The sequence below is a fragment of the Labrys neptuniae genome (genome assembly GCF_040797145.1).
In the GTDB taxonomy this organism is placed as follows: Bacteria; Pseudomonadota; Alphaproteobacteria; order Rhizobiales; family Labraceae; genus Labrys; species Labrys neptuniae.
This window is the reverse complement of record NZ_JBFNQD010000020.1, coordinates 14,823-27,061: the sequence shown is the minus strand read 5'-3', so window position 1 is coordinate 27,061 and position 12,239 is coordinate 14,823. Positions and strand designations below refer to the sequence as shown.

The window sequence follows — 12,239 nt, the reverse complement described above, 5'->3', positions numbered from 1 at the left end:
CTGCCTTCAAAGCGCGGATGATGGCAGCCATGGTTTTGGCGTCGGCGGCACGACCCACTCCCAATGGCACACCGTCGCTTTCCAGTTCGATAATCCCTCGAGACCGAGGTGGTTTGCGCGGGCGCGTCTATCGCCGGCCCGCGGACGGCACGCCGCCAGGTGAACGATCGCTTGCGGAGAAAGCGCGCGATGGCGCGCCACACCGCTCACCCTCGCGCCGGGTTCATAGCTCTCGGCGACGATCCGGGCCTTCTCCTCCTCCGAGCACTCTCGCCGTCGCCGGAGTCCGTGAAAACCTCGAAGCGCCGCAAGGGTTCTCCATTGCCGGTTTAAGCGTGAGCTTTGAAATCGTCATATGTCCAAGCCCTCAGGGGCTTCGAACTTCCCGCTTCACGCCAAAATCTGAAAGGTGGGATCAAAAGAGCGCTGACGCTGGAAACCAGATCTCGACGGATGTTCCTACGCCATTGTTATCGCCGATAGTGGCATCGCCACCATGTGCTCGAGCAATTGCCCTTACGACAGCCAAACCAAGGCCCGACCCACCGCTGGCCCGCGCACGAGAGTCATCACTGCGCCAAAACCGATCAAAGGCTCTGCTCTCCGTTCCATGGGGAAGCCCAGGACCATTGTCGGAACAACGAATGAATGCTCGTTCGGTTGTTATACGCGTCTTGACAACCACAACGCTGCCTGGCGCGTAACGACGAGCATTATCTAGAACGGCAACGAGTGCCTGCCGAATTCGCTCCCCGTCGGCGATAATTGGCGCGCGCCTTAAATCGCGTTCGACAGTTATACCAACGCCCAAAAGATCTTGCTCAATTGAAGATGTGACTGCCTCTGCTTCCTCTGCAAGATCTATCTTTTCGAGTTTGAGCTCAAGTTTACCTGCGCCTGATAATCCGAGAGTCCGGAGGTCTTCTACAATTCGAGCTAGACCATCGACATGCAAGATCAAGCGACCATAAATCTCGGGATTTGGTTCGAATACCCCGTCGGAAAGTCCCTGTAGTCGTCCCCGCAAAATCGTGAGCGGTGTCCGTAATTCGTGAGCTATAGCCGAATTCGAATACTTCAGTTCAGCCTCCGCATTTTCCAACCGTGCGGCCATTGTATTGAAATCAGCTATAAGACTGGTGGCTTCACCGAAGATTGTCTCGACCGTTTCCGCACGAGCGGAGAAATCACCGCCTGCGATCAGATGAACGGCGCCGGCAATGGACTTCAACGGTCGAATAATGCTCTGTGCAAGACGCCACCCGGCTAGAACCGCAACGGAAAGGCCAGCAGCTGCGATGAGCCCAAGAACGACAAAATCTCCAAGATTCCACTTATCACCATTTGGGTCTTCAGGATAAAACCAGTCGTAAAATACATAATAATATACAAAAGTTCCGAAATACATCATAGCAAACGCGGCCAAAGTAAGAGAACTCATGGCGCGAACCATTTGACTATTAAGACTTTTAGCCATTTTAATTAACCAGACCCCATCCTACGTCGTAGAATTTTCACGAAATAATACATTTTCGATTTCGCACAGGCATCGCCATACACTCTGTCTTTCTAGACGCCTATTACCATAACCCACAGGAAATCGTTACCGGTAGGTAGGCCCTTCGCTCATCGAATGCATCTGACAGCATGAGTGGATGCTGGCTGGAATACCTTTCTACCAAGCTAGCTGGAGTAGGGAAAGCGGGCCCCACATTGCAGGGACCGTTGACTCGCATGTGGCAAGCTGCATTGTCCATCTGATTAAGATTGACGCGCCGTGGAAAGATGCGTCGGCCTGCGACGGCCCAAGCTCGATTGCATATGATCGATGCGACTCATCTAAAAGCTTGCCGTACACTGGCAAGTCTTAAGGGAAGACATTCCACGTCGTGACGAAGGCACAACACGCGGACTTACCTCCGAACTCCACATCATCGGCGACAGTCAGAGGCGCCCTCTCTTCCCGCGATATGTTCGCAGCCACCACCCTCCTCTGGCGCCTCGTTCCTCGACAAATGATCGATCGCGCCTTGTGGGAGGAAATTAGCCCCATCCATATCTTACACACACCAAATCCACGCGTTATCCACGATATTATGTCTAATACAAAGGATAATATTCAAGTTGGAAGCGCGCTATGTTTCGTAAAACTCTCATTAGTCTTGTCGCAGTTACGCTGCTAGGAAGCACTTCTGCTGCGTATGCAAATCAAATCACAGCGATAGAATCGACGGATCATAGATCTTCAAATATTCTAATTCAATATTATGATTGCCCTCCCGGGTATAAAACCACACGACATGGCGGGTGCAAGCTCAGTCGATATCTTCGCAAGCACCCAGACCAAATTCCCGACGAATATTACGAGAGAAATTGGTGGAATTACTACGACCAAGATGAATATTTTCACAATTATCATTCGAATAGATACTACAATCCGTATTATAAATACGAAGACAATTACTGGTGAATTGCCAATCCTGGCAACATTTTCCTTGTGAAGTGTTCAACCGAAAACGCCCAGATCAATACTGCCAGGACTCAAGAGGCAGTCTCTCAAGAAATTACTCGGGCCAGTCATTCGATGCGTTGAAGAGAGCACCTTTGTCAAGATTCTTGCAGTGGCGTTGGAAAGAGTTTCATTTATCGCACACCAAAAAAGATCCTCGCCACCGCGATCTGGCTTGGTATTTTCGTCGCGTAGCAGGGGTTCAGGAATGAGTTTATTGAATTTTATTCTCAATATTTTTTTGATATCCTTGGTGTTGACAGCATTTTGGGCTAGCTTAGTCTATTGTTGGCCGGCCTATTTTGGAAAAAACCCTTGGGAAACGGGCTTTGACATTGTGATAGCGACGTTGGCAACTGCTATTGTTACGTATGTGACAACGCGAACGATTATCAATCTTTGATTTTCATCCAAAGAAACCTCAATGTCGACAGCGGGTTCGCAGTCTCGATCCCACCTCGAGGCGGGATGTTAAAGGCTAGTTGATCATCATCCCGCCGGATGCCAACGAGACGGAAGAGCTCGGTCTGTCCGACGCGTCTTCAGCCGTGCTCAATGACCCGAGCGCGTCCGGCTCGTGACCGGCCCGGCTATCTCCTGCGTGTGGCTTCACCGAGGATACTCTGGGATGAAATTCGGGAGAAAGTCGGCTACCCAGATCTACGCATACACGATCTGCGCCATACCCTCGCGGGCGTTGTCACGTTAACTCGGGGTGGTCACGGCGAAGCGAATTCGGCCGCATGCCGGCTGCGACTGGTTCATGTCAGCCCATCTACATTGACCACCGCCGCGACCGAATGAACGTGACAACGCCCGCTCGGGTTCGATTGTCGGTGAACGCAGAGCCACCGGCGCCCCCAGCCCAGAACAGGTTCTCCCGATCTTTATCAAACAACTGGCTCTTCAAAGGCTACCTGTCAGCGGCCCGAACGGGCCCGGGTTGGCTGGAAGCCCTCCTGCTTAAATGATGAAGCCATGCCTGGCGCATCCAGCATGACCCAGTACTACTCCTCGGCTTCCGTCGGCGGGACGCTTCCTAGGGACTTCAGAAGGCGTCAGAGTTCCTCCATCGCTCCTTCACACAGGCTTCACGACTTCCTCGCGCTAGCCGCGCAAGGGAAGACAGTTAAACGAACGCGCTCTGGCGCGGCAGTATTGGCTGGACATAACGAATGCCTCGCAAATCACCTATCGCCTCCTTTCTTATGTCCGCCACGGCGATGTTGCTGATTGCTGCGTGTAGCGAGCCGAATGGTGCGGACACAGCCCGGGGCGGGCTTGCTCCGGCGCTGGTCGCGGTCGCGACGGTAAAGCCCGAGACCGTGACGATCGCCGACGAACTTCCGGCCCGGGTCGCGGCGTTCAGGACTGCCGAAATCCGTCCTCAGGTCGGAGGTATCATCCAAAAACGGCTATTCGAGCAAGGCTCCGAGGTTGAAGCGGGCCAGGAGCTATTCCAGATAAATGCCGAGCCGTTCAAAGCAGATGTGGATAGCGCGGCGGCTGCGCTGCAAAGGGCGGAGGCCGGGCTCACACGCTCGCAAACAAAGTTCGATCGGGCTAAGCAACTCGTCGCGACCACGGCCATCAGCCGTGAGGCCTATGAGGATGCGGTCGCGGAACTCGCTCAGACCAAGGCGAATGTCGCCGAGGCGCGGGCAACGCTGCAACGCCGCCGTCTCGACCTGGCATTCGCTACGGTACGGGCACCGATTGCCGGCCGCATCGGTCAGGCGCTTGTCAGCGAAGGGGCCCTGGTATCAGCGTCTGGTACGAACGTGCTGGCGCTCGTTCAGCAAATCGACAGAGTCTATGTCGACGTAAAACAACCTTCCTCGCAGATCGACGTGATACGCGAGGGTGCAAAATCGGGCCAGCTGGATGACGCCTCCAGGATCCCGGTTGCGATTTTCGCGGCGAGCGGCAAGCCCTATCCGATGACGGGGCGTGCGCTGTTCTCGGACATTAGCGTCGAGCCTGGTACGGGCAACGTCACCGTGAGGGTCGAGGTCCCGAATCCGGATCGCATCCTGCTGCCCGGCATGTATGTTCGCGCCCGCCTGCCGCGCGGTGTGCGCCGTGACGCCCTGCTCGTGGCTCAGGAAGCCGTGGTTCGAGATCCAACAGGGCGCCCGCAGCTTGTTATCGTCAATGACCAGAAGCACGGCGCACGCCGGGACGTCGAACTTGGCGAGACCGTCGAGGGCCGCACCATCATTACGTCCGGCTTGAGGCCAGGCGAGACAGTGGTGGTGCAAGGCCAGGAACGGGTTGAAGAAGGTATGCCGCTGAATGTGACGCCCTTCGGCGCCGCCGCGGCGCAGAACTGAGGAGAAACAGTCATGTCTCAGTTCTTCATCAACCGCCCGGTCTTCGCCTGGGTCATCGCTATCTTCATCGTGCTCGCGGGGTTGATCGCGATTCCGCAGCTTCCGGTATCTCGTTTCCCGACGATCGCACCGCCAAGCGTGAGCATCAGCGCGACCTATACTGGCGCGACACCGCAGACGATCAATGACAGCGTGATCAGCCTGATTGAGCGCGAGCTGTCGAGTGTCAAGAACCTTCTCTATTTCGAGTCGACGGCCGACACTTCGGGAAGCGCCAGTATCACGGCGACCTTCAAACCGGGCACCGACCCGGAGATGGCGCAGGTCGACATTCAAAACCGTCTCAAGGCGGCTGAGGCCCGCCTTCCCGAAGCCGTCAGGCGCACAGGAGTCAACGTTGAAGCCGCAGCGCCGGACTTCCTGATGATCGTAACGCTCAGCTCGCGAGATGGGCGATATGATGAGCTGACGCTCAGCGATTACATGACCCGCAACATTGCGGAGGAACTAAAGCGGGTGGAGGGGGTCGGTCGAGTACAGACATTCGGCTCGGAAAAGGCGATGCGTGTTTGGGTCGACCCCGCCAAGCTTGTCTCCTATTCCCTGTCGTTGGCGCAGATCACGCAGGCCATCCAGGCGCAGAATGCGCAGATCGCACCGGGGCGCGTAGGCGCCGAACCGACCGTGCCGGGTCAGAAGACAAGCATCCCGCTCACTGTGCGCGGGCAGCTGGCCACGCCAGAGGAATTCGCCGCGATCGTGTTGCGATCCGAACCGGATGGTTCCAAGCTTTTGCTCGGCGACGTCGCACGCATCGAACTTGGCGCCCAGAGCCTTGGCTTCGGCATTCTCACCAATGGCAAGGTGGCGACGGCCGCCGCGATCCAGCTCACGCCGGGCGCAAATGCGGTCAGCACGGCTGCGGGCGTGCGCGCTCGCTTGGCCGAGCTAGCGCATGCCATGCCCGCCGGCATGGAATACGCCCTCTCCTATGATACCGCGCCATTTGTGAAGATCTCGATCGAGAAGGTCGTCCAAACCCTGATCGAGGCGATGGTACTGGTCTTCCTGGTGATGCTGCTCTTCCTGCAGAAGGTCCGATACACTCTGATCCCGGCGATCGTTGCGCCGATCGCCTTGCTCGGCACCTTTGCCGTGATGCAGGCCGCCGGCTTCTCGATCAATGTGCTGACTATGTTCGGCATGGTGCTGGCGATCGGCATCATCGTCGATGACGCCATCGTGGTGGTCGAGAATGTCGAGCGCATCATGGCAACCGAGAAGCTGCCACCCAAGGAAGCCACTCGGAAGGCGATGAAGGAGATCACAGGCGCCGTTATCGGCATTACGCTGGTGCTGGCCGCCGTGTTCATTCCAATGGGCCTGGCAAGCGGTTCGGTTGGCGCGATCTATCGTCAGTTCACGCTGTCAATGGCGGTATCCATCCTGTTCTCGGCCTTCCTTGCACTGACACTGACGCCGGCGCTTTGCGCGACGCTGCTGAAGCCAATCGACCTCGGCCATCACGAGAGGAAGGGCTTCTTCGGTTGGTTCAACCGCCGCTTCGACAGCATAACGAACAGGTACGCAGGCTGTGTCGCGGCTTTGATCCGGCGCAGCGGCCGCATGATGGTACTCTATGCCGTCACCGTGGGCGCGCTCACCTATGGCTATCAGCGGCTGCCATCGGCTTTCGTTCCCGAGGAGGATCAGGGCAACTTCATGACCTCGTTCTCTCTACCAGCTGATGCTACCGCCGAGCGAACGCGCAGCATCGTCGCCGTCTACGACAAACATATAGCATCGCGACCGGACGTCGAAAGCAACATATCGATCCTGGGCTTCGGGTTTTCTGGTTCAGGTTCCAATACTGCTCTGGCTTTCACAACGCTGAAGGACTGGAAGCAGCGAACTTCGACCATCAACGAGGAAATCGCCGCAGCCACGGCGGCAATGGCGGCTGTGCCCGAAGGTACGGTTATGAGCCTCAAGCCGCCGGCAATTGATGCCCTCGGCACCACCTCGGGCTTCTCGCTGCGCCTGGAAGACCGTGCCAATCGCGGCAGCATGGCTCTTCAGGCGGCGCAGGCACAGCTCCTGCAACTTGCCGCGCAGAGCAAGCTTGTCATTGGCGTCTATCCCGAAGGATTGCCGGGCGGCCCCAGCGTCGCGCTGAAGATCGATCGCCAGAAGGCGGAAGCACTCGGGGTCCCCTTCGCCATGATCAGCGACACACTGACAGCGGCAGTGGGATCGACCTACGTCAATGATTTCCCCAATGCCGGACGGCTGCAGCAGGTGATCGTCCAGGCCGATGCGCCGAACCGCATGCAGATCGACGACGTCCTCAAACTCTATGTCCGCAACAATGCAGGCGGCATGGTCTCACTCGCGGAGGTGGTCAGCCCGGTATGGGAAGCAAGCCCCCTGCAACTGGTGCGGTACAACGGCTACGCTGCGGCGCGTATCACCGGAAGCGCGGCGCCCGGCGTCTCCAGCGGCGACGCTATGGCCGAGATGGAGCGGCTTGCCTCGCAACTCCCAGCCGGTTTCATGGTCGAATGGACGGGCCAATCGCTGCAAGAGAAGCAGTCCGCGGCGCAGGCCCCCATACTGCTCGGCTTGTCGGTGCTTGTCGTCTTCCTGGTTTTGGCCGCACTCTATGAGAGCTGGTCGATCCCGTTCTCAGTTATGTTAGTGGTGCCACTCGGCATACTCGGCGCGGTTGCGGCTGTCCTGTTGCGCGGACTGGAGAACGATGTCTTCTTCAAGGTTGGCCTGATCACCATCATCGGCCTGTCGGCGAAGAACGCCATCCTCATCGTCGAATTCGCGAAAAAACTGCGAAATGAGGAACAGAGCATCCACAGTGCCGTCGTCGAGGCGGCGCGGCTGCGGCTGCGGCCGATCTTGATGACATCGCTGGCCTTTGCTCTCGGCGTCTTTCCTTTGATGATCGCCCGCGGGGCGAGCTCGGAAACCCAGCATGCGATTGGCACCGGCGTGTTCGGTGGCATGGTCTCTGCAACCGTGCTGGCGGTGTTTTTTGTCCCGGTCTTTTTTGTCGTCGTCACGGGACTGTTCAGTCGCGGCGACCGGAAACACCTCAAACCCGCTCCGGAGACGGCCACGCCTCCCAGCGTCTGATTTTGCCAAATCAATTTGGAAAGAAGCCCCACGATGAAAAGCGCGGGACAGGCGACAACTGCCTTGAAAAACTGGAACGGCAAACCGTCCATCTGCAAGCGCGCGATGGTTATCATGCCACTTGCGCTGGTCTTGAGCGCCTGCGCCGTCGGCCCAGACTACGTGAAACCATCTCTTGCGGTTCCGGCACAATATACGTCCACCAATCGCGAGCAGTCTGCGGCCAAGCCGCAACTGTCTCGTTGGTGGACCCGTCTCGCCGATCCAATGCTGAATGCGTTGATCGAAGAAGCGGTTCAGAGCAATCTCGACGTTGCGACCGCGAAAGCCCGCGTCAGGGAGGCTCGCGCGACCTATCACCAATCGGTTGGGACATTGTTCCCAACCGTCCGGAATACCGATTCCGCCACACGCCAGCGAAGCGTCGCCGGCGGTTCGAGTGGTGCAGCCTCAGGCCCGCAGATCACGTCGCAATTTCAGGCGGGATTTGACGTTTCCTGGGAGATTGACCTCTTCGGCAAGAACCAGCGCGGCGCCGAAGCTGCCGAGTATGGCGTGCAGGCTGCTGATGAGCAGCTTCGTCTGGCGCTGCTCACGCTCGTCGGTGATGTTGCTTCCAACTATGTCCAGGCGAGAGGCTACCAGGCCCGGATCGCGCTGGCACAAAGGACGGCCGCCGCACAGCGGGAAACAGCCCAGCTCACAAAGAGCCGCTTCGACGCCGGCGGCATCTCAGGAGTCGACGTCGCCACCTCTACCGGCCAAGCCAGCACGACAGAGGCCGCCATCCCAAGCCTTGAGGTATCATATGCGGAGGTTGTTCATCGCCTCGGCGTCCTGACCGGACGGGCGCCAGGCGATCTGGCTACCCGTATGAAGCGTGGCGGACCGATCCCCAGGCCAAAGCTGCCAATGCCGGTTGGCATTCCAGCGGACATTCTTTCGGCGCGGCCTGATGTGCGCCAGGCCGAACGCGTCCTTGCCCAGGCAACCGCGCGTATCGGTCAGGCTGAAGCTGCCCGCTATCCAACCATAAGCCTGGCGGGTAACATTGCCACCACTGGTTCTAAGATCGGGGATATTGCGAAGAATTCTTCAATCGGCTGGTCATTCGGGCCTACGCTCAATGTGCCGATCTTTAACGGTGGCCAGTTGCGCGCTGCTGTCGAGGTCGAGCAAGCGCGCAGAGACCAGAATTTCATCGGCTACAAGGCGGCCGTGCTCAAAGCGCTCGAGGAAGTCGAGAATGCCTTGGTAGCGATTGCTCAAGAGCAGATCCGCTATCGCAAGCTGACAGCGTCCGTGGTGGCCTACAGGCAGGCGACGACTCTCGCTCGCTCGCTCTATCAAGGGGGCTCTGCCAACTTCCTCACAGTTCTTGATGCCGAGCGTTCACTCTACACAGCAGAGGATGCGTTAGTTCAAAGCCGTATCGCGTTGGGCACAGCCTATATCACCCTCAATAAGGCGCTCGGTGGCGGCTGGAATGGGGCGATTGAAGTTTCCAAGCCCGAGCTCGTCGATCAAGACATGGGTCCGCGGCGAGCAAGCACCAGACCTTAACGATGTCACTGCATTTGACCAAGTCTTGTGCTGGCAATGCTGCGATCCTCTACGATTTCGCCTGCTGCCGGTTTTCCGGACGTTCGGATAAGCTAATTGGGCTGCCCCCGGTCTGGCAGACAATTCCCAGCCTCATGCCGCGTCGCTTTCGGGCATACAAGCGTCAAGGATATCAGCGCGTCCAAGCGCCTGGGTCGGGTGACCGATCATGTGAGCGAGAATCCTGCACTCGCTCAGCGTCAGGGGCAAAGGTGTACGCTGGCCGCCCCTGTTGACGAAGGCCGCATAGCTGCCGAAATCCACCTCTATCGCGCGGAAGCGGCAGGTAGCATCCTGCCGCTCGTCAAAAGTTCGGCGCAGCACAGCCATGACCCGTGCGACGACTTCCCGCTGGTTGAACGGCTTCACAACATAGTCATCGCCGCTCTCGAACCGCCAACATCAACACGATGTTCGTATTGCCGCCGACGGTTCAGCTCTAAAAATCTGCCAAAGTAGTGCTAGTGCTGCGGTCGTTTATCTCGATCCGGCGCAAGCCTTGGACGGGCAGGATGGCGTGAGCCAATATCGTGCAGCCTTCACTCGAATATTCCTTTGGTGCTATCAAGCGCTGCCCAAGGTTGATTATACCCTCACCCACGTCCGCTATGGAGGAGAGTAAGAGTTTAGGCCTCCCGAGCAGACAAATCATCGAAGCCGAGGATTTTCGACCAGGCTGCAGCCGCAACTCCATGTGCGTCTTGATCGATCAGGTCGCCATGTGACAACACAATCTTCCGGAAGTCCCAGGCCAGTATGCGCCGGAGCGACATTGCCAGTGAATTCCGATCGTTCCACCCCATCCTGTACTCAGGTGCTGGTCCAGGCTTCCCCCACATCCGCAACACATATTTAAACCACAACTTCAACGCTCCCCCTGTGTTGGGTGTCGCATCCGTGAAGTTCTCGATGAGGTCAACAAGGATCAGTGTTTGGCTGGCGCGGTGATACATTGCAACTTCACGCATGAGGCGCGTCCCTTGCACCAGCACCTGGTCAATTTCTCCCGCCCAGTCCGCAGGCGCGACGTCACCGAGAATGCCATCGTACTTCAGATCGGGCCGTTTTCTTTCAATACCCGGACAGATCCACGTGCTTGCACCAGGAAATGCGATCTGCGCCGACGATGCGTGCAAATGGTGAAAATTGCCAGGGACGACAATGTGGCCCACCGAGCCGATTGCCGAAATTTCCTCGGCTATGGATGCAGTGATATGGCAGGGTGAATGCAGCATGACCAGGCCAGAGGCGAGCCGGATCGTCGTCATGCGTGCTTCGAACTTCGTCCCCGCCAGACGAATAGGATAGGTGCAAAGCCATATTTGGTCGGAGATGTAGCTGGTGAGGGCCATCTCGTTTCCTCGCCGGCAGCCAAAAGGGGTGCTGTGTCAACTATACGGCTGATGGTTGATTTGTTCCAAGTGGAGCAAGCGGCGTTGAGAGGAGGCGGTCGATGAGTTGCGGATCAGCGGGAATGATCTCCGCCCTCGTTTTCGCACAAAAGCCAGAAATGGCCAGCACAGATATTTCCAAATAAGTTCAAAAATTGTTTTATTTAATTCCCAATGACTATTTTATCTTTAGAATAAATTGCTATACGATTCTATTTTCAATAAAATATACTACGGCCACTGCCGCTGCCTAGTTACGTTCTCATATTGGGTTTTAGGATTGATCCCTTGCCTAATCTCTCGATCAGACCCTGCTTTGAGATCCCTAACCGCTGCAACCTTGTCTGACGGCAGGTCCTTTTGACCATAGAAAGTGTAGGAAAGAGTGAGTTCCTGTACCCCTCTGGCGCTTGCATCGCTGAGCATGTTGTCATCAATGTAGAACACAACCGGCATTCTGGCAGATTGTTTTGGCGCGAGCCGCTCTTGAGTGAAACAGAAGCATTGAATCTTGTAGAAATACGGCGCAATTGCCGACGGAGTGACATTGTAGACTGCGCGGGCAACGACGGTTTTTTCGGAATTATTCGTGGCATCGAAATAGACCGTGGTTGGTGAATCGACATCAACAGTGACCGACCGCTGCTCGGGTTTGAAACTCCAGTCGAGGCCAGGTGCCAGATTGGTGTCAAACGTCACTTTTAGTGGGGCATGAGGGGCGAGAGCGCCGTGACTGGCGACCGGACCGGACGCCCTTCTTGTCGTCCCACCGAAGCCAGTAGCCCCGCAAAACGCCCGATACAGCGCCGGCGCATAAGACACTGTGACAAGCATGCTGCCAACAAACGCGCAAGAGAGCAATACAGTCAGGCGAACGCCCTTATTTATAGAGATCATCACACACTCTCTATAGTATATAAATACAAATAACCCTTATGATACTCTAACGAAATCTACTCTTATACAAAAGAGGCATGAATCTGTTTTCTATTAAGGAAGGAGGCCGCCGGGGCGTCATGTTGTTCCACATTTATATCGACTCTCGATATAGTAAGCTCCACCCGAGACGGCGGTCAAGCCCTCCTGGCCCTGCCTGCCATGCTTTGTCCCTCATTACGTGGCACTTCTTTCAAGGTCTTCCTAAGCTTGCGTTCGAACGGAGATGAAACGGCGGGGTTCCAGACATGCTCATGAGGACCCTAAAGAATGGTGGCTGAGTGTCATGGATCGGAGTGACTGTTCCGCAATCGCTGTCTT

At 56.7% G+C, this 12,239-nt stretch carries 7 protein-coding genes and 1 pseudogene; 3 read left to right on the top strand and 5 right to left on the bottom strand.

Annotated elements, in window-relative coordinates; translation table 11 throughout:
- Positions 1–6: 6 nt before the first annotated feature.
- Positions 7–270: pseudogene (locus tag ABXS05_RS30790) on the bottom strand (transposase); the annotation flags it as partial.
- A gap of 145 nt (positions 271–415) precedes the next feature.
- Positions 416–1,441 (bottom strand): ATP-binding protein, encoded by a 1,026-nt coding sequence (locus ABXS05_RS30785; protein ID WP_367626544.1) that lies wholly within the window; start codon positions 1,439–1,441, stop codon positions 416–418.
- 2,243 nt (positions 1,442–3,684) lie between these two features.
- Here ABXS05_RS30785 and ABXS05_RS30780 point away from each other — a divergent pair.
- Genes ABXS05_RS30780 through ABXS05_RS30770 form a run of 3 tightly spaced genes read left to right on the top strand, consistent with a single transcriptional unit; the run spans position 3,685 to position 9,552 of the window.
- Positions 3,685–4,842 (top strand): efflux RND transporter periplasmic adaptor subunit, encoded by a 1,158-nt coding sequence (locus ABXS05_RS30780; protein ID WP_367626543.1) that lies wholly within the window; start codon positions 3,685–3,687, stop codon positions 4,840–4,842.
- A 12-nt stretch (positions 4,843–4,854) separates the two neighbouring features.
- Positions 4,855–7,989, top strand: coding sequence for a multidrug efflux RND transporter permease subunit (locus tag ABXS05_RS30775; protein ID WP_367626542.1), 3,135 nt, complete (start codon positions 4,855–4,857; stop codon positions 7,987–7,989).
- 33 nt (positions 7,990–8,022) lie between these two features.
- Positions 8,023–9,552 (top strand): efflux transporter outer membrane subunit, encoded by a 1,530-nt coding sequence (locus ABXS05_RS30770; RefSeq protein ID WP_367626541.1) that lies wholly within the window; start codon positions 8,023–8,025, stop codon positions 9,550–9,552.
- A gap of 132 nt (positions 9,553–9,684) precedes the next feature.
- Here ABXS05_RS30770 and ABXS05_RS30765 read toward each other — a convergent pair whose 3' ends face one another.
- From ABXS05_RS30765 to ABXS05_RS30755, 3 genes are all read right to left on the bottom strand, one after another.
- Complete coding sequence (locus ABXS05_RS30765; RefSeq protein ID WP_367626540.1) at positions 9,685–9,960, bottom strand: response regulator transcription factor; 276 nt, start codon at positions 9,958–9,960, stop codon at positions 9,685–9,687.
- Positions 9,961–10,217: 257 nt separating this feature from the next.
- The gene (locus ABXS05_RS30760) at positions 10,218–10,943 is read right to left on the bottom strand and encodes a DUF4336 domain-containing protein (RefSeq protein ID WP_367626539.1); all 726 of its coding nucleotides are present in this window, start codon (positions 10,941–10,943) and stop codon (positions 10,218–10,220) included.
- A 270-nt stretch (positions 10,944–11,213) separates the two neighbouring features.
- On the bottom strand, positions 11,214–11,879 hold the full coding sequence (locus ABXS05_RS30755; RefSeq protein WP_367626538.1) for a cytochrome c oxidase assembly protein: 666 nt from the start codon (positions 11,877–11,879) through the stop codon (positions 11,214–11,216).
- Positions 11,880–12,239 lie beyond the last annotated feature (360 nt).